The organism is Amygdalobacter nucleatus, assembly GCF_029167365.1.
Classification (GTDB): domain Bacteria; phylum Bacillota; class Clostridia; order Saccharofermentanales; family Fastidiosipilaceae; genus Amygdalobacter; species Amygdalobacter nucleatus.
The window spans coordinates 593368-612449 of record NZ_JARFNM010000001.1 but is presented as its reverse complement, the minus strand read 5'-3'; the positions used below and the strand labels follow the sequence as shown (position 1 = coordinate 612449).

General features: G+C 38.4%; 13 protein-coding genes and 1 tRNA gene. 2 read left to right on the top strand and 12 right to left on the bottom strand.

The window, feature by feature from the left end; genetic code table 11:
- Window positions 1-11: 11 nt before the first annotated feature.
- The 5 genes from topA to PYS62_RS02705 all read right to left on the bottom strand — a co-directional run bounded on the left by topA (window position 12) and on the right by PYS62_RS02705 (window position 6952).
- Complete coding sequence (topA, locus tag PYS62_RS02725) at window positions 12-2318, bottom strand: type I DNA topoisomerase (RefSeq protein ID WP_082714300.1); 2307 nt, start codon at window positions 2316-2318, stop codon at window positions 12-14.
- Window positions 2319-2358: 40 nt separating this feature from the next.
- Window positions 2359-3696 (bottom strand): DNA-processing protein DprA, encoded by a 1338-nt coding sequence (gene dprA, locus PYS62_RS02720; protein ID WP_066713727.1) that lies wholly within the window; start codon window positions 3694-3696, stop codon window positions 2359-2361.
- Entirely contained in the window at window positions 3689-5407 is a 1719-nt protein-coding gene (locus PYS62_RS02715; protein ID WP_066713729.1) for a magnesium chelatase domain-containing protein, read from the bottom strand. The genes dprA and PYS62_RS02715 overlap by 8 nt, the downstream gene beginning before the upstream one ends.
- Window positions 5408-5647: 240 nt before the next feature.
- Complete coding sequence (gene ychF, locus PYS62_RS02710) at window positions 5648-6745, bottom strand: redox-regulated ATPase YchF (protein ID WP_066713731.1); 1098 nt, start codon at window positions 6743-6745, stop codon at window positions 5648-5650.
- 133 nt (window positions 6746-6878) lie between these two features.
- A tRNA-Arg gene (locus tag PYS62_RS02705) sits at window positions 6879-6952 on the bottom strand.
- 594 nt (window positions 6953-7546) lie between these two features.
- Between PYS62_RS02705 and PYS62_RS02700 the strand changes: the two genes are divergently transcribed.
- The gene (locus PYS62_RS02700; RefSeq protein ID WP_066713733.1) at window positions 7547-10219 is read left to right on the top strand and encodes a BspA family leucine-rich repeat surface protein; all 2673 of its coding nucleotides are present in this window, start codon (window positions 7547-7549) and stop codon (window positions 10217-10219) included.
- Between the two features lie 128 nt (window positions 10220-10347).
- Window positions 10348-11013, top strand: coding sequence for a uracil-DNA glycosylase (locus PYS62_RS02695; RefSeq protein WP_066713736.1), 666 nt, complete (start codon window positions 10348-10350; stop codon window positions 11011-11013).
- 88 nt (window positions 11014-11101) lie between these two features.
- Here the strand turns inward: PYS62_RS02695 and PYS62_RS02690 are convergent, their stop codons facing one another.
- The 7 genes from PYS62_RS02690 to PYS62_RS02660 all read right to left on the bottom strand — a co-directional run bounded on the left by PYS62_RS02690 (window position 11102) and on the right by PYS62_RS02660 (window position 19030).
- Entirely contained in the window at window positions 11102-12136 is a 1035-nt protein-coding gene (locus PYS62_RS02690; protein WP_066713739.1) for a serine hydrolase domain-containing protein, read from the bottom strand.
- 97 nt (window positions 12137-12233) lie between these two features.
- A complete protein-coding gene (locus PYS62_RS02685; RefSeq protein WP_066713742.1) occupies window positions 12234-13031 on the bottom strand; it encodes a metal ABC transporter permease in 798 nt (265 codons plus the stop codon).
- Window positions 13025-13696, bottom strand: coding sequence for a metal ABC transporter ATP-binding protein (locus tag PYS62_RS02680; protein ID WP_066713744.1), 672 nt, complete (start codon window positions 13694-13696; stop codon window positions 13025-13027). Before PYS62_RS02680 ends, PYS62_RS02685 begins: the two co-directional genes overlap by 7 nt.
- Window positions 13693-15015: a metal ABC transporter substrate-binding protein gene (locus tag PYS62_RS02675; RefSeq protein ID WP_082714301.1), complete on the bottom strand. Its 1323-nt coding sequence runs from the start codon at window positions 15013-15015 to the stop codon at window positions 13693-13695. The genes PYS62_RS02680 and PYS62_RS02675 overlap by 4 nt, the downstream gene beginning before the upstream one ends.
- Before the next feature lie 131 nt (window positions 15016-15146).
- Window positions 15147-15839, bottom strand: a complete 693-nt coding sequence (locus tag PYS62_RS02670; protein ID WP_066713748.1) for a ZinT/AdcA family metal-binding protein — start codon at window positions 15837-15839, stop codon at window positions 15147-15149.
- Window positions 15840-15859: 20 nt separating this feature from the next.
- On the bottom strand, window positions 15860-16141 hold the full coding sequence (locus PYS62_RS02665; protein ID WP_066713751.1) for a hypothetical protein: 282 nt from the start codon (window positions 16139-16141) through the stop codon (window positions 15860-15862).
- Between the two features lie 333 nt (window positions 16142-16474).
- Window positions 16475-19030 carry an ATP-dependent Clp protease ATP-binding subunit gene (locus PYS62_RS02660; RefSeq protein WP_315572769.1) on the bottom strand — a complete coding sequence of 852 codons (2556 nt, stop codon included), beginning with the start codon at window positions 19028-19030 and terminating at the stop codon, window positions 16475-16477.
- Window positions 19031-19082 lie beyond the last annotated feature (52 nt).

Genomic DNA, 19082 nt, shown 5'->3' with positions numbered 1-19082 from the left:
TTTTCCTCAGCTTACTTGCTAGAAGCGGCCTTTTTTGCTGCTTTTTTAAGATTTTTAGTCTTAGATGTCTTTGCAGAATCAGCTGTATTTTCTGATTCTACAGTATCTGCTTTTCTAGTTTTAGTTGCCTTTTTAGCCTTGGTCGTTTTCTTGGCTTTAGGCTCCTTTTCAACCTCATTATCTGTCTCTGTCTGCTTAGTCTTATCGGTTTTTTTCACTCTGCTAGGGCACTCTTCATTGGAACAAATAATACTCTTCTGCCGTCTAAATATTCTTTCTTCCTTATAGGCGCCACAAATTTCGCATTTCTCAGCTAACGGCAAATTCCAGCTAATAAACGCACAATCTGCTTGTTTGGATTTATCACAAACATAGAAAATTTTCTTCCGCTTGTGCGAGCGCATGGCTATGATAGGTGAGCCACAAAGGGGACAAATTGCCTCCGTCTTTGTATAAGCATTATGTGTATATTTACATTCTGGGAAACGCTCGCAAGCAATAAACTTACCAAAGCGCCCCTCTTTATACACCAAATCTCCCTCTTTGCATTCTGGACATTTTTCACCAGTTTTGCTAACTGCCAATTCAACTTTAGCAATATTCTCCTTGACATTTTTAATATCTTTGCTGAAAGGCTCGTAAAACTCGTGTAAAACTGTCGGATAATCTTTTTTACCAGCCTCGACCAAGTCTAAGTCATCTTCCATTGCTTTTGTAAAAGAAACATTGACGATTTTTGGGAAATTAGCTTCCAAAAATTCTGTAACAATTATGCCTAGCTCTGTTGGCTGTAAGCTGCGTTCAACTTTCTCAACATAAGCACGCTCTATAATTGTTTTAATCGTTGGCGCATATGTAGATGGTCGGCCGATACCTTGTTCTTCCATCAATTTAATCAGTGAAGCTTCCGTATATCTTTTAGGTGGACTTGTAAATTTTTGTTCAAGTCGCAATTTTTTGCTTTCCAACTTTTCGCCAACTGTAAGTTCAGGTAACAAATTATCTTGCATACCCTCTTTTTGGTTTTCTTCCCAACTACGGCTATTAAAAGCAGCTAAAAAGCCTGGTTTGAGTAAGCGTTCGCCTTTAGCTTTGAAGACAAATTCATCAGCCACCAAAATGTCTAATTTTTGCGTGCTAAAAACAGCTGGGCACATCTGCGAAGCTAGAAATTTTTGGAAAATAAGCTTATATAATTGGTATTGCTCATTGGTCAAACTGTGCTTAACAAATTCTGGCTCCAATTCAAAATGGGTTGGACGAATTGCTTCGTGAGCATCCTGACTAGCACCTTTGTTTTTGTAATAATTCGGTTTAGCTGGCAAAGCTGCTTCGCCAAATTTTTTACTGATCAACTCTCTTGCAACTTTCAAAGCTTCCTCAGATATACGCACAGAGTCTGTACGGATATAACTGATCAAAGAAATTTGACCTAAGCCTTGGATCTCAACGCCTTCATATAGCTGTTGCGCTATTTTCATCGTCCTAGATGAACCGAAGCCTAAACGCCATGATGCTTCTTGTTGTAAAGTTGAAGTTGTATAAGGCGGAGCTGCTGAACGTTTGCGTTCGCCTTTTTTCAGCTCTTTAACAACAGCCTGTTGACCTTTAATCTGCTCATAAATTTCCTTGGCCCGTATCTCATTTTTTAGTTCGACTTTACTGATCTTGCCAGCTTGTAAACGACCATAAAATTCAGCTGCAAAGGCTTGGCTATTAGCTTTAGCAAATTCTGCGTTCAGTAACCAATATTCTTCTGGCACGAAAGCTTTTATTTCTCTTTCGCGATCAACTATGATCTTGGTCGCAACAGATTGCACACGACCAGCAGACAAACCTTTACGAATTTTCTGCCATAGAACTGGACTAAGTTCATAGCCAACTAATCTGTCCAAAATACGTCTAGCTTGCTGCGCATTAACTAAGTTAATATCAATCGTTCTTGGCTCTGTAACAGCTTTTTGTATAGCATTTTTGGTAATTTCATTAAACGTAATTCTAACTGGCTCTGTTTCGTCTAAATTTAGTAATTTTTCCAAATGCCAACCAATCGCTTCTCCCTCGCGATCAGGGTCGGTTGCGATATAAATACAGTCAGCCTGTTCTGCTTTAGCTTTTAAATCTTTAATTACCTTTTCTTTACCACGCATATTGATATAACGTGGCTTAAAATCATGGCGAACATCAACCCCTAAACTCATAGATGGCAAGTCCCGTACGTGGCCTACTGATGCCGCTATCATATAATCATCACCCAGATACCGATTAATCGTTTTGGCCTTAGCAGGCGACTCAACAATCAACAGTTTCTTCCCCATTTTTCATCCTCATTAATACAAATTACTAAGCTTAATCAACCTAACCTGAAGCTAAATAATATTGCATTCTCTGCTTTTTAACTTTACCGGTTAATTCTAAAAGTTCTAAAGTGCTCAGAAATTCGCCAATTTCTAAATTATTCGTAAATTCTTTTGTTTGCCTTACGCAAGCATACAAATCCTGACTTAGCATACTAACATTTTCTTGTAAGCTTTGGCAAATCAATGCCGCTAATTTAGCATGCTTAGATAAATTTGTCACCTCATTAATTGGTAGCTTGTCAGCTGCCAAATTCCTTTCATCTGCATCCAAGGTGAAAGTTTCCTTTAATTGCAAAGGATAAATAGCAAATTTGGCATTTAGAATATTAGTTACTTGCTCTGCTCCTAAATATGGCTGACAGCCATCTAAAATTAAGTTATTACAACCAACGCTATATGCTTGCGTAATTGCACCAGGCACAGCTAAAACTTCCCTACCTTGTGTAGCTGCAAAAGACGCTGTAATTAGGCTGCCGCTCTTTTGGGCTGCCTCGATAATAACTACAAGCTGTGCCAAACCACTTATCAATCTATTTCTCGCTGCAAAAAAACTCGGCTGTGCCATCTGCCACGGCAAAAACTCGCTAAACACAAAACCTTTTTCCTTAATTTTATTCAAATAAGGCCGATGCTCACTTGGATAACATTTAGCAAGTCCATTGGGTAAGATAGCAATTGGAATTAAGCCGTTATCTAAGCAACTGTTATGGGCTGTAATATCGCAGCCATAGGCTAAACCGCTAGCTATATTTAGCTTATACAAACTTAAACTTTGCATAAGTTGGCGAATAACCATAGCTCCGTAATTAGTCATATGCCGTGAGCCAACAATAGCTACAGTTGGCAGACAGTTATATTGCATATTTTCAGTTTTACCAATATAAAACAGCAAAGCTGGCGCATTGGCAATTTCTTTTAAGAGGCGTGGGAATCTGTTTTCAAAACAAAGCATCACCTTAATATCATAAAGTTCTCTAACATCAATCTCAATTTGCGCTAATTCAGTTAATATACTATTAGATAAATGACAAGCATTTTCACTAATTTTAGCCTCTGAAAAGAGCAAATTCAGCTTACTAAAAGTCCCAGCTTTCTTATTAAAATCTTCTGCATAATAAGTTAAGACTGAAACTGTAAAACGCTTAGCCCACACTATTAAATTTTCACCTAGCTCTGGGCGACTATCTGCTTGTTCTTCTAAGACTTTGACTAAATAGCTTCTTGCTATCTTCAAAGTGCTAGCCAATAAACAAAGAAAGGAGCCAGACCAAACATTTAACAATTCAGATTGACCATTTCTCGCTAGATACTTCGCCAAATCTAACTCCTTAAGCATAATTAAATTCCTCCGGTACCGAGCAATAATTGCTGGCTTGTAAAAAATGTTTAAGTTGACATTTTTCACAAGCTAAATCAGCTAACGTTAAAGCTGTCGTTCTTACAAAATACAAGCGCCGATAAGAATAGTGCCGACTTAGACGCATTAAATGCAAGAAGTCATGCATATCATTTGAAAGTAACTGTACAGTATTTAATTCAGCAAGCGTCAATTGGCTGTTCAAACAAGCATGCATACACGTTTTGCCATTTCGTTCGCGTTGCCATTTTCGACATTGTTCAATCTGATATTTAACCTGGCTAGCAGATTCTTCCAGCTTCTCTTCCTTACCATTAGATTGAACTTGCATATTTTCGCCTTTTGTCTCCTCAGCTGTTATGCGTCTTGCAATACAAATTAAGGCCAATCTATCCCAAATAGCGCCTGTTAAACGCCGATTGAATTGCTTAATTTGGAAATTTGAACAACTACAAGCAGTCAGCCATGGCTCAAACAGATTGCCACAAGGACATGGGTTAAAATCTACCAACATTTGGCAATGCGGACTTATATTTAGTTGATCAGCTTGCATGATTTGTTGCTGTTTACAGTTCTGACTCAAATCAATTTGCTGCTTAAAAAATTGTTCCAAGCAGAGAAGTGATTTAGTCCTGAACTTATTAAGTTCGGATAGAAAAATTAGCCCATTTTGCAAATGCCAAAGTTTACCTGTTTGTAATTTGTAATTCAATAATTTGCTCGGCAAAGTCATAAAATCCAAGTCAAGTACATAATTATTTAGCTCGATCAAATTAGACTGTTTTCGCTCAATCTGTGCTTTTATTTCATTTGCTAAAAAATAAATTGCGCTATGCAACAATTCAGTCTTACCTGAACCGTTGGAACCAATCAATGCTAAACTATGCCCGCCAGCCAAAGCCAATTTGAATACTTCTTTGCAAAAAGCAATATTTCGCAGAGCTGAATAAGTTTGCAAAGCTATTTTCGATCTAGCTGATAATTCAGCCAATAATTCCTCCCTATCTATTGAACTAGCTAATTTAGAGCTTATCTCAACATCCAACATATACGGCACCGGCAAGGACATACCATTCGCATTAAGCTTGGCATCAGCAAATTTAAGCAAATTAAAATCTTTCAAGTTACTTATCGCTTCCGTCTTAACAGAAATTTTCTGAAACTTAGCCAACAGACAAAGCACATTGCAAGTAATTCTACCTGTTTTATCCAAATCTGGTCCCAAACAGACAATCGTTTCACTCGGGCAAAGCTGTCTCAAAGAAGTCACCAAAGCTTTAAGTTGCTTAGAATCCAAATCTAAATCTGCATCACTCAACAAATTACTCGGTTCAATCAACGAACCTGCTAAACTCAATTCACCATAGGCCAAACAGACTGCTGGTAATTTAATCTGTTTACTCGCTTTTAATAAAGCCAAAGCAATCGCCAAATCAAAACAACTACCTTTTTTAGCCGCCGCAAGCGGACTTAAATTGACCACAATCTTACCTGGTGGGTAACGAAAATCACTAGCCTTTATGGCTGCTTTCACACGAAAATAAGCCTCTTTAATCGTCTTATCTACGCCACCTATAATTTGACAACCATTTAAGCCATTACTGATGCTGACTGCCACTTGGCAAAGTTGCAACTGATTTTTAGCATTACGATACAAACTATATATACTTGCATTGCTGATATGGGCCATTTCTCTATCCTCACATAACTATTAAGCTCTAGTTAGAAACAGTTGACCATTCCTAATTAAGGCTTAATTACAGGTTAAACTAGATAGAACGAATTTTTGCAGGAATTTTCGAACAAAAATTCGTAAATTCGCAAGCTAAAAATTTGCATCAATGGCCCTTATCAGCAGCCTAAAAACAGCACAAAAATGGCCTAAGTTGCAATAACTTAGGCCAATCTAAATAATCTATTCAATCTAAAATCAAACGTTAAAGCGGAAGAGAACCACATCTCCATCTTGCATAACGTACTCTTTACCTTCTGAACGCACAAGGCCTTTTTCTTTGGCTTTGGCTAAGGAACCAGCTTCTAACAAATCTTTGTAATTGACAACTTCAGCTCTGATAAAGCCACGCTCAAAGTCAGAGTGAATTTTACCAGCGGCCTTAGGCGCTGTGCAACCAATTGGAATCGTCCAAGCTCTTACTTCCTTTGGGCCTGCTGTCAAATAAGACATCAAGCCGAGTAATTTGTAGCTAGCTTTGATAATTCTGTTCAAACCACTTTGTTCGAGGCCCAAATCATTGAGGAACATCTCTTTATCTTCATCATCTAAAGCTGCTATCTCTGATTCAATTTCAGCTGAAATTACTAAAGTTTCTGCTTGTTCTTCTTTAGCTTTCTCACTAACATCCTTAATGAAGTCGTTTGTTTCACTTGTGGCATGAATATCATCTTCGCTAACATTAGCCACAAACAAAATTGGCTTACGGGATAATAGATAAAGCTCATTCCAATAGTCAGCTTCCTCATCGCTACTTGCAAATGAGCGAGCTGAATGGTTATCATTCAACCAAGCTTGCAAACGTTCAAGGAAGGCTAGTTCTTTATTGGCATCTTTGTTGCCACCTTTGCAAAGCTTCTCAACCTTGCTAATGCGCTTAGCCAAGAATTCTAAATCAGCTAGAATCAACTCAGTTTCAATAATATCAATATCGCGGATTGGATCAGGTTTACCATTCACATGCACGATATTTTCATTTTCGAAGCATCTGACAACTTGCAAAATTGCATCGCATTCACGGATATGGGACAAGAACTTATTGCCTAAGCCCTCACCTTTACTTGCACCAGCAACTAAGCCAGCAATATCGACAAATTCAACAACAGCTGGCGTACACTTCTCCGCATCATAAAGCTTAACTAGTGGCTCTAAACGCTCATCTGGTACGCTAACGATACCGACATTAGGTTCAATTGTACAAAAAGGATAGTTGGCAGCCTCAGCTCCAGCCTGTGTAATTGCATTAAATAAAGTGCTTTTACCGACGTTCGGTAAACCGACAATACCTATCTTCATATCTCTCTCCTTGCGTCCATTTAGTTTAGCACAATTAGCTCAAAACTGGCTATCTTTTAAGCTAGAAAATAACTTTTGCCAATAAGCTTTCGATACAGCTAAAATAAAAGCTCCCTGCTTAACAGGAAGCTAACGTCCCAAAGAGGATTCGAACCTCCGGCCTACTGCTTAGGAGGCAGTCGCTCTATCCAGCTGAGCTATTGGAACTTGAACAGACTTATTATAAGTTCAAGTATAACTTTTTAGCAAATGCTTGTTATAGTTTGACTCGTAATGTATACAATGCAACTTTGTTGTGGAACGCCAAGCTTTGGAGCTTAGCACGAAAAAAATCACTTACTTTCAATCCTCTTAGTAGCTTGTAATTAAAGTACCTCTATTTATCTTGGTATCTGCTTCCCTCTCTATTTTACTCTCACCATCTTTGTATCCCTGGTAAAAAGTTAGTGATTAGGCGCTGAATAAGTCAATTGTTCTAATTAAATTTATAAGCTTTTTGCTTCGTATAGGCATGAAATTGACCCGAAATTGATGTCTTAAAATTTCACTAAAACCCCGTATTTAGACGGATATCACCATAAAAATTAGCCATCGAATTTGTAAAAATGCAGTTATTTATCCCTAAATTTAGGGGCTTTACTGAACTTTTATCTTCCTTCACCTTTCAAAGCCTAGATAGTAATACTACTAGCTATCAAACAGTACCTCTTAAACATGTAGTCTGCTTGTAACACAGTTGTTACCTAGTTGCCCCTGTCTGGCAAGTTAGTGTTTAATAACACTACACAAGAGGTACGGATTATGCGTAAACTACTAAGTATTGGCATTGCAAGCTTATTTTTTTGTTCACTTTTTGTAAACAATCGTATTCAAACACATGCCGAACAAAACAGTACTGCAACTACGTCGCTAAACATGCAAGAGCCTAGTTTAGATGTAGCTAGTTCAAATGATAATAGTCAGCATAAGTCTGATTCTGTTCAAGCCTCAGATGAACCTAATTCACAAGAAATTGATAAAGCTGATACTGAGGTTAAGCTAAATTCTAACATTGTTAAGCTTGCAAATGACAACAGTGCTAAACTTGCTGATAATTCAGAAAATCAAGCTCTAAGTGGTGTAAAAGTGGAAAGCAACGCCTCAATATATTCTGATCGTGCCACAAGCTGGCAAACATGGACTGACAAAAATAACAACTCAGCAGAATGGCGTTTAGAAAATGGCACTTTAACAATAAGCGCAGACGTTTTGCCTTGTCCGACGGTGTATTCGGTTAATTCTACAGCCAAAAATTTTCATGCCTTTGATTCTCTTTTGGGGAAATATGGCTTCGAGCGAGGGCAAGCAACACCCTGGTTTGAACAACGTGATAGTATCACAAAAATCATCCTCGAAACAAAAACTGGTGGTGGAAAAATAAAAGTAAAAGCTGCTGAAGGTGGCAACTCTGTATTTGTTGGCACTAATAATACTTTCACAGGTTTAGGGGCTGTTAAAGAAATCATTGGCTTAGAAAATTTAGATATCAGTGAATTAACGAGCCTTGCTTATATGTTTGCAGGCTGTAAAGAATTACAGTCGCTAGATTTAAGCAGTTGGGACATCAGCCATATCACCGATTTAAGTGGTACATTTGCTCATATGGAAAAGTTAGAAACGCTAAATATTAGTAATTGGGATACTTCTAAGGTCATTAATTTCAGCTATCTTTTCTGTAACACACCCAGCTTAAAAAATCTAGATAATCTATCTAGCTTCAAAACAGATGAAGTTCAAAACTTAGAAGCAACATTCTATAAATCTAAAATTAGAAATCTCAATGATATTGCTAACTGGAATACAAGCAAAGTTACTAATATGATAAGCACTTTTTCAGGTTCAATTAGTGAATGTGAGTTGGACTTAACAAATTGGGATGTCAGCAAAGTCACAGATATGAGTTCAATGTTTGGTGGCTCTCAACTTAAAAAGCTTAATGCAGCAAATTGGAACTGTAGCCAAGTTACAAGCATGAACAGGATGTTTGCAGAAGCTGATAAAGTAGAAAGCATTGATGTCAGTAATTGGCAAACAGCTAATGTTACTGATATGACCTACATGTTCAATAATACAAAATATGTTTCAACATTAGCTACTGAAAATTGGGACGTTAGTAAGGTCACAAGCATGATGAACATGTTTAAAGGTGCCCAGGAATTAAAGAACTTAAACATCAGCAAATGGAAAACTACAGCATTAACAAATATGGAGAACATCTTTGCGCATTGTGAAAATCTAAACAGCTTAGATGTAAGCAACTTAGATGTCAGCAAAGTTACAACCATGCGTAATGCCTTCCCCCACCTAGGCAGTAAAACAAATTTGGCAACTTTAGATGTAAGTAAATGGCAGACACAAAATGTAGAAGATATGGCGTGTATGTTTAGCTGTACTAAATTAAAAGCTATCGATGTCAGCAATTGGGATGTCGGAAAAGTAAATACTATAGAAAAAATGTTCGAGTATGCAGAAAATTTACGCTCACTAGATTTAAGCAAATGGCAAATTCAAGAGAATTGTAATCGAGTGATGCTACTATGTGCCACTTCAAGTTTGCAAAAAATTGATCTTGGCAAAAATTCTGCTCTTTTTAGCACTCACATACCAAGTAATTGGGTTACAATGAACATAGCTGGCAAAGATCCTGTTCTATATTCTAAAGATGACTTAGGTAACATATGGCGAGCAGTTAATAAGATTGACGAAAATACAGGCACTATAACAAGCTCTGGTACAGAAGAAAATCCAGTTGGTGAGCCTATGACAGCTGAAGAAATGTTCAAATACAGTGCAAAATTAAAGAATCTTCAGCAAGATAAACTGACTTTCGTCAGAGTACCCATGAAGCTCACCCTGCACCTCAACAATGCCGAAGATGGAAAAGTTGAAGACAAATATGTTGGCTATATTAAGCTAAAAAAGGAGAACTCTAAAACAGAGCCAATTATAGAACAGTGCTTCTGGCAAAAAAATCCTACTAATTCTATTGTTGATGGCAAACTGAGTAATGATCCTAGTATTGATCTTGCTAAGCTAATTAATCCTAGTTTCAAAGACTATAAATTCATGGCGTGGACCACGGATCAAGTTGGAACGCAAAAATTCGATTGGAAAGGTAGCAACCAATTTAATCTCACTAATTTAGATTTCAACAATCAGCACACTGAATTATATGCAGAATGGTCTAGCAACGGTGATAGCACAAAGCATGAGATTGGCACAGGTCAAGTTCCAATTGAACCAGCTCCACAAGCTCACTTGCCAAATTATATTCCAAGCGACACAAGTGACACAAACGGTACAGTAGAATTGAGAGCAATTACGCCAGCTAAACGTGGACAAATTGTTAAAACGGGTGAATTAATAAACTCCACAAATTATCTAGCATATTTGGTTATCGGTGTAGCTTATATCCTTGCCAAAAGACGCAAATAACTCAGCTTGATAGCATCATAATTATGGAGCAAATGCCAAGTGCATTTGCTCTTTTTATAAATAAATGCGTATACTTATGCAAGATAGTATCTTGCACAATAACAGCAAGACGAGCAATGCGAATATAGTTGAGGAACAAAGAAGTGGATAACTGGTACGATATTATCTCAAATGAGATGACTAAGCCCTATTTTGCACACTTACGCCAATTTGTGACAGAAGAACGTAAACATTATGCTGTTTACCCGCCAGCAGAACAAGTTTTCAACAGCTTCAACTTCTGCCCCTTTGACAAAGTGAAAGTCGTTATCGTCGGCCAAGACCCCTATCACCAAAAAGGCCAAGCCATGGGACTTGCGTTCTCGGTGAATCGTGGAGTTCAAATTCCACCCTCGCTCCAAAATATTTTCAAAGAACAAGGGCAAAATCCTAAGCATGGCGATTTAACCTATTGGGCAAAGCAAGGCGTCTTTCTTCTAAACAGAGTGCTAACTGTTAGAGATAGCCAGGCCTTCAGCCACCAAAACCAAGGTTGGGAAACTTTTACGACCAACATTCTGTCCTACCTTTATGCTAGTGATAGGCCCATGGTTTTCATGTTCTGGGGTAAAGCTGCCCAAGCTCTAAAGCCAGCTATAACTAAAGAAAATCAACTATTTTTAATGACGAGTCACCCAAGTCCTTTAGCTGTTTATCGTGGCTTTGCCGGTTGTAAACACTTTCAAAAGGCTAATGATTTTCTAGTGTCTCACAACTTAGAAGCTATCGACTGGAAATTGCCTGACTATAACTAAGAAACAAAATGGGACTTACAAGTTGCAAGCATGTTTGCAAACATCTGTAAGCCCCTTATTTATTGTCTTATAAATTACTTTAAGCTAATCAATGCTTAATTAAACTTGTATACAACAACTCTTTGAGTTGTCTTTCGTCTGTTGCGTCACTGTTCACCGCTAAGCTTAAATTGCGCTTGGCATCGACCATAATATACTGGCCATGGCTACCATCTGCTCTATAAGCTCCATCAGGATACAGCCAAAAACCATAGCCATAGTAAATACCTTTTTCAGCATTGTTATAACTCACACTCGTTGCTAATTTAACCGCTTCTTCTGAAGTATAGGCTTGACCACCTTTACGCAAAATCTCAGCGAACTCACTCAGTTTCTCTGTACTCATAAACAGTTCACTCGCCCCAAATTCATAGCCAAGCGGATCTTGCTGCCATTTCACATGCTCCATGCCTAAGCCTAATTTGAACAAATTAGCTAAATTCTGACTTAAACGCTTACCTGTTAAAGCTTGCACAAGCACACCTGCCATATAAGGGCCAGCATTCGTATAGAGAAAATGCGTCCCAGGCCGCCTAGCAAAACTCAAATTCAAGCAAAAATCAAACCAGTTTGTCCCCAGACTAAGTTTTTGCCTTTCATCTATAAACATATGCGTCTGCCCATGCCCGCTTGTCATATTCAATAAATGTCTAATCGTTAATTGCTCAAGCCTAGCACGTTTGGGTAAATTGCAGAATAAAAGCTGTAATTCAGCCTGTTCTAACTTAATAGCAAGCGCATTTAATTCAGAAACATCATATCTAACCTCTTTGGCTGTTATGGCTAAATTCTCCACACAATTAGCCTTTATGTGAGTTTCTATCTGCTCAGTATTAGTCGAACTTAAATTTGCTTTATTAGCCGCTTCTAGCTTTTTAAGAAGCTCTGTCACATTACTGTCTAAGCTCAAAAAGCCCGCTCTGCACGCTGCTAAGCAGGCTAAAGCTGTGAAAGCCTTTGTCACAGAATATTGATTGAACAAGCGATTAGGCTCTGTTTGAAATTGCCAAACTACTTTGCCAGCTTCTTTTAAAATCAAATTCTTAACACCTAAAGCTAAAAGTTCAGCCTTTAATTTGTCCATGCCCTAAATTCCTCTCAAACGCTCTATGTTTGAACTATAACATAAAAAGCCGACTTACTAAAAAATAAGTCGGCTTTCAGCTTTAACTTAATTGTAATTAATTCTTACGGCAGCATTTACGATAGATGGCTGTGATTAGCATCCCAAGTACGGCCAAGATAACAATCGCACCACCTGTCGGCACATCATAATAATAGGAAATGATGATACCTGACATAGTGTAAAATACGCCCAAAACAATTGACATGATATAAGTTGTCTTATAGCTTCGGCAAATAATCAAAGCTGTCGCAACAGGTAATACCAACATTGACAAAACGAGTAAGGCACCAACAATCTTACAGCTCAAAGCAATTGTCACAGCTGACAAGAATGTATAAATAGCATTGACCAATTTAACATTGACGCCAGCTAAGCGAGCCAAATTACTATCAATTGCCAAATCAAGTAAAGCGGCATAATAAACGATGCTGACAACTACAACTGCCACAAAGACAATTGCCACGCTCACCACATCATACAAAGTAACAGCGGAAATACTACCAAATAGATAGCTTTCAAAATTGTTACCCCCTGCAGCAAACTTCGTTAATACAGCTGCCAGGCCCAAGCCTGTACTTGTAATAACAGCCGTAGCCATATCGCCATAATGCGGGAATTTAGCGCGAATATATTCAATTGCATATGCAGCAATCAGGCAGATAAGCAAGACGCCCCAAACTGGATTAAAGCCAAAGATCAAGCCTAAAGCTACACCACTCAAAGAAGTATGTGACAAGGCATCACCAATCATACTGGTTTTGCGATTGACCATCACGATACCGATCATTGGAATAATGATTGACAGGAAGAACCCAGCCAACAAAGCATGACGCATGAAAGCAAATTCTAACATTTTTGGAGACCCCCATTCTTCATCTCGTAGACAGCATCTAACGGCAATTGCTGCTCAACTAAGGTCATCTCGTGCGTAACGATCAAAACAGTTGTCTTTTTCTTTTGATTCGTCTCTTTAATTAATTGCAAGAAGTTCACTTTGCTTGCCTGATCAACGCCAGCTGTCGGCTCATCCAAAATCAACAATTCTGGGTTGTTAATCATAGCCCTAGCAATGAGTGTACGTTGCTTGAAGCCACCAGACAGCTGATTATATGGTGTATCTAAATAATCTTGTAGACCCATCTCAGTCAAAATTTTTCTAGCCGCTTCTCTATGACAAGCTCTAGGAATTTTGAAGAAACCAAATTGGCGATACAAATTCAAAGCAACAATCTCAGTACAGGTAATTGGGAATGTTATATTATCAAATGTCTGTAATTGCGGAACATAAGCAATCTTAGAAAAATCTTTCATTTTTCTAAGATTTTGGCCTTGTACCTTTATTTCGCCACTAGTTGCGGTTAATTCACCTAAAATCAATTTCAATAAGGTACTTTTACCCGTACCATTTTCGCCGTGAATAGCGACAATCTCGCCTGCCTCCTCGGCAAAATTAATATTTTTAAGAATCAGCTCACTATTAAAGCCAAAACTTAAATCATTTATTTCTATCTGTTTCATTTTGTCTCTCCGCTCAACGCTGCATACAACTTAGCTAAATTAGCTTCCATAATCTTCGTATAGCTACCAATTTCGCCCTGATCATCACTAGGCACAAATTCCATACTGGTAAGATCAACAAACTTGCCGTTTATCTCTTGGGCTAAAGCTTGCGCCTCTTTAGGCGGCATATTGCTCTCGTAGAAAACGGTATTTACCTCTTGATCGCGGCAGAATTTGATTGCCTTTTTGATTGTCTTCAAACTCGGTGATTCTGTTGAAATTAAGCCCTGCAAAGGATATTGCATCAAGCCATATTCCTTAGCTAAATATTCCCAAGCATAGTGAGTGACTAGGAACGCCTTTTTGTCTAAGCTTGCGAACTTTTCTTTATATTGCGCTTGAATATCAGTTAGGCGATCAACAGCCTTAAACTTGCGCTTGCCATATAATTTGGCATTATCAGGATAAGTTGTTTTCAACGTGTCATAAATATAATTCAAGTAACGCTTGGCATTATTTAATGAAAGCCAGGAATGCGGATCATAAGTGACTTTATCATGGCCATTAGTGGAAGTAGTGACCAAATCATTATGCTCAATCTTCTCGCCTGCCTTAGTTTGTAAAGTATATGGCAACAAACGTTCAGACACACGACCTGACAAAACATACCAATCGCCATCTTCAGGTAATTTGAAATAGACACGGCCGCTCACATGCCCCATCTCTAAGGCATAAACTTTATCGGGTGTAACAGCAATTTCTTGCTCTTGCGGTATAAGTTCGCCTTTTTGTTCCATCACCTTTTTACCGATATTAATGATCTCCTTCAAAGCATAATCTTTATCTTTGCGGATGAATGCCACACGCATAATATCTTCATGGGTATGTCCGAACTCAAACTTATAGGTTGTATCTGCCTTGGCAGAAATTTCAGTCATATATTGAAAGTCACCAATCGAAGCTGCGCCTTTGTAGGTAATTAACTGTACCTTATCAGCCAAACTGACAACCTTCAAATTGGGGAAGTTATGTTTAACACTGTCGACCCACCGTTCCATGTTAGCGCCATTCACAAACAGAATATCAGCCTTAGCTAATTCTTTCATATTGCGACCAGTTGGCTCCCAGGTATGTAAATCGGTGTTGGTCGGCATAAACGAACGCACATCAAGTGTATCGCCGGAAACTTGTCTAACTAAATCATAAATTGGGAAAAAAGAAGCATAAACAATTGGTTTATGCTCACCATTGTTTGCATCTTGTTTAGCTTGACAAGCACCCAGGCTAAAAGTAACAGCCAGCAAAACAGCCAGCATGCGAATCAATCTATTTTTCATATTTTTCTATCTATATTAGGAAGCTTTTATACTAAATAGCAGTACAATTACTTGATAAATCTCAATTTATTTTTTATGCAACAAAAGCTCGCATCAAAGCGAGCCTTTGTTAAGCTATAAAAGTGTTGGACTTAGTGTGTCACTTCTGTGATAACTTGCTCCATTGTGCTGGAGTCCTTAGCCATTACAGGCCACCACTCATCCATCTTCAACATTTCATCAACACTCTTACCATAACGAATATGGAAATGTGTAATTTCGTCTTCGCCATGAACTGGCATCATCAACAACAAAGGATGCTTTGCATTCTTGTCTTTAGCTTCGAACACTGCCCATTTGGAGTGCTCTTCGCCCTCTTTACCGACTTGCTTCATCTCTTTGAAGACATATTCGACCTTCTCAAGCTCTTTGCCGTTTTTGCTTGCAAAGTTGTCTAAGAAAGTGATCGTCTTGCCGTCGATCTTCAAGCCAAGCCAATCAACATGACATTCTTTAGACTTTTCAGCCTTGAGATCATCAAACTTCTTTTTGATCTCCTTAGCCTTTTCTTCCATAGCCTTCTTGACTTCAGGCTCATCATAGTAACCCTCGATGCTATTCCAAGTACCCTTCCAATCCTCAAGAGAAACCTCTTCGGCTTTGGCTGGCTTCTTGTCAGCTTCGGATGACTTTGTTTCCTTGCTCTCAGCTTTAGTAGCTGCCACTGACTCTGCAGCTTTTGTTTCCTTAGCTGCCTTTGTCGGCTTAGCTTCCTGCTTAGAACATGCTGCAAACAAACTTGCAGTCAGAACCAAAGATAATGCTAATGCTATATGTTTTTTCATATAAACACCCCTATAAAAATTTATTTTGCTGATTTAGTCTCTTTGACAGACTCAGCTGTCTTTGTAGCTTCAGCCTTGCTCTCCTTGCTTTCCTTTTGTTCTTCCTTGGACTTTTTAGCTTCTTCCTTGCTTGGAGCAGCGCTAACTTCTACTTTTTTGCTCTCTTCAGCCTTCTTGTCAGCAGCTACAGTTGTAGCAGCAACTGAACTCTTTGTTTCCTTAGCTTTCTTGTCGCTTGTGCAAGCGCCCAATAAACCTGCTGTCAATACTAAAGACAATGCTAATGCTAAACTCTTCTTCATAATAAAAGACCTTTCTATTGCCTCGTTACCATGAGCAAGGCAACTAAATAAATTTATGAAACGGCCATATTATAAGCTAATAACGTTGCGACTGCAACGAATTGCAAGCAATTTTCAAAAAAATAGTGCAAATTGATAAAGCAGACAAGTTCAGCCCTATTTTTGGGGCAATATGCACATATCAGGTCGTTTAGTTCATAATTATTTCATTTTATTAATGCAATTTGTTGCCTTACGTTTCATAATTTTGAGCACTATTTGCATAGTGTTTTCAAATCAGAGCAACAAAAAGCAGCCGAATTTGCTAGCAAATCCGACCGCTCTTAAATCTGTTTATAATTGCTTTCCATCAGCCGAAAAGACAATTTCAGCTGCCCATATTGCTAATTCTTGTTTAGAGTAATTTTGTAGATTTGCACAATCACTACATACTGCTTCTCGTTCTTCTGGCAATGAGATAAACAGTTCATGCACATGATCTAACTTGTTTAGCAAGTACAAATCAGCTATTTTATTTTCAATATAGCGAGTTATTGTTCGCCGTAATGGGCGAGCGCCATACTGTTCATCATAACCGACAAGTGACAATAAGTTTTTGGCAGCCTTGCTAATTGTCAGATTGATCTGCCGTTTAGCAAGGCATTCATTAAGCTCATTCAGCATCAAATCAATGATCTCTCTAATTTGTGGCAGCTTAAGCTGGCGGAAGACAATGATCTCATCCACACGGTTCAAGAATTCTGGCTTAAACACTTGCCGCAAAGCTTCTTGCACCTTTTGCTCCATAGAAGTATATGCATCAGGCGTAAAGCCAATTGAAGCTTGCTTCAAGCTTGTACCAGCGTTACTTGTCATAACAATAATGGTATTACTGAAATTGACCAAGCGGCCCTGACTGTCAGTTAGGCGACCATCATCCAAAATTTGCAAGAGTATATTAAACACATCTTGATGCGCTTTTTCTATTTCATCCAACAGAATAACGCTATATGGGTTACGTCTAACTTTCTCAGTTAATTGGCCGGCATCTTCATAACCAACATAACCTGGTGGCGAACCGATTAACTTAGATACCGTATGACTCTCCATGTATTCAGACATATCAAGGCGAATATAGGCATCTTTGCGCCCAAACATTGCCTCTGCTAAAGTTTTGACTAACTCTGTTTTACCTACACCAGTTGGGCCAACAAAGATAAAGGAGCTTGGTTTGCCAGGTTTGCCTAAGCCTAGGCGTTTACGCTTGATAGCTTGAGCTAAAGCATTAATTGCCTCAGGTTGGCCAATAACTTTAGAACTTAAGCGTTCTTTAAGTGCCAACAAGCGCTCTGATTCACTTTGACTGATTTCTTTAACTGGAATATGCGTCCATTTCTCAATAACAGCTGCAATATCGCTGAACTTAATCTTTGTTCTCGTCATCTTTTGTTCAGCTGCTGTCTTGACCTCTTCTTGTTGAGCTAATTCAGCTTTAAGTTGAGCTAAAGTTGCATATAACTTGTTAATATCAAGTTCAGCTGATTTACCCTGTTTTGAATCAGCTTGTTCCGTGATATTAACTTTACCTGACTCACGGGCTTTATCTACGAGTTCTTCTGTCTGACTTATCTGTTTCTTCAGTTCAATACAGGCTTTGAACACCTTTTGATAAATATTCAAATCTTTGTTGTTCAAATTGGCCTGTGAGCCAGCTTCATCAAGAATATCAATCGCTTTATCTGGGAAGAAACGATTGGTAATATAACGGTCAGCTAAATCAAACGTGGCTGTTAATATTTCATCAGAATAAGTTACATAGTGATAATCTTCCAAATAGGCACGCTTGCTATAAAGCATAGCTAGAGTATCTTCGCGATTAGGTTCATTCACGATGATTGGCTGGAAACGGCGTTCTAAAGCTGTGTCCTTTTCAATTGACTTTCTATATTCAGCTAAAGTAGTTGAGCCGATAATTCTAATTTCGCCTCTTGCCAAAGCTGGTTTCAAGATATTAGCTGCATTCATTGCCCCTTCTGAATTGCCAGCGCCCATTATGTTATGTAATTCATCTATAACCAAAATTACATTACCTAAGCGCTTAACTTCATCCACAACACCTTTTAAGCGGTTTTCAAATTGGCCACGAAATTGTGTCCCGGCTACCAAAGCCGTCATATCTAGTAAATAAACCTCAAAGTCAGCCAACTTACCTGGCACTTCACCATTTACAATGGCTGTCGCCAATCCCTCAGCTAATGCTGTTTTACCAACACCAGGTTCACCCAACAAGACAGGATTGTTTTTGTTGCGCCGATTTAGAATCTGAATCAAACGACTCAATTCTTCTTTACGACCAATCATTGCATCAATCTTGCCTTGTCTGGCCTGCTCATTCAAATTGAGCGCATATTTACTCAAAAATTTAAGATTGCTCTTATCTTTATTCTCTCCCTTTGGCTTTTTATCCTGCTTAAAAAGCGGAAAATTCGCAAAAAGTGAGTTCGATTCATTCATGCCATCGCTAGTTTCATCGTAAGCATCATCTGCTGTCTGTTCGTCTTTGTCAGCCTTGTTAAGTAGATTTTTCTGCAATTCGCCTAACATATTCTGAATTTCAGCGCCATTTGTCGTACCAAAAGTTTCTTGGACAGCACTTGAAATATCGCCATCTGGGAACATATCTTGGACATCTTCTATCCTGGTATTGAACATATCAGCATTCTCTTGCGTAATGCCCATCGCAGCAAAGGCTTTGGCAATATCGCTATTTTCTTGAGCTAAACCCAATTTATAAGCGCAGCTTATACACAGCTTCATATTCTTATTACCCTTAAATATGTGCATAACAGCGACATATTCATGGCAATTATCACAAGCTTCAATTTTTCCTAAGCCGTTTAGCGGATTCATCTTCTCCTCTTTTCTCAGCAAAAATAAATTTAACTGTTAGTTTAACACGCTC

Excerpts from the sequence above, each read along its gene's own strand:
- ychF (WP_066713731.1), bottom strand. The coding sequence starts at position 6,745 with ATGAAGATAGGTATTGTCGGTTTACCGAACGTCGGTAAAAGCACTTTA.
- PYS62_RS02670 (WP_066713748.1), bottom strand. The coding sequence starts at position 15,839 with ATGAAAAAACATATAGCATTAGCATTATCTTTGGTTCTGACTGCAAGT.
- PYS62_RS02680 (WP_066713744.1), bottom strand. The coding sequence starts at position 13,696 with ATGAAACAGATAGAAATAAATGATTTAAGTTTTGGCTTTAATAGTGAG.
- PYS62_RS02690 (WP_066713739.1), bottom strand. The coding sequence starts at position 12,136 with ATGGACAAATTAAAGGCTGAACTTTTAGCTTTAGGTGTTAAGAATTTG.
- PYS62_RS02715 (WP_066713729.1), bottom strand. The coding sequence starts at position 5,407 with ATGGCCCATATCAGCAATGCAAGTATATATAGTTTGTATCGTAATGCT.
- PYS62_RS02675 (WP_082714301.1), bottom strand. The coding sequence starts at position 15,015 with ATGAAAAATAGATTGATTCGCATGCTGGCTGTTTTGCTGGCTGTTACT.
- PYS62_RS02660 (WP_315572769.1), bottom strand. The coding sequence starts at position 19,030 with ATGAATCCGCTAAACGGCTTAGGAAAAATTGAAGCTTGTGATAATTGC.
- topA (WP_082714300.1), bottom strand. The coding sequence starts at position 2,318 with ATGGGGAAGAAACTGTTGATTGTTGAGTCGCCTGCTAAGGCCAAAACG.
- PYS62_RS02665 (WP_066713751.1), bottom strand. The coding sequence starts at position 16,141 with ATGAAGAAGAGTTTAGCATTAGCATTGTCTTTAGTATTGACAGCAGGT.
- dprA (WP_066713727.1), bottom strand. The coding sequence starts at position 3,696 with ATGCTTAAGGAGTTAGATTTGGCGAAGTATCTAGCGAGAAATGGTCAA.
- PYS62_RS02685 (WP_066713742.1), bottom strand. The coding sequence starts at position 13,031 with ATGTTAGAATTTGCTTTCATGCGTCATGCTTTGTTGGCTGGGTTCTTC.
- PYS62_RS02700 (WP_066713733.1), top strand. The coding sequence starts at position 7,547 with ATGCGTAAACTACTAAGTATTGGCATTGCAAGCTTATTTTTTTGTTCA.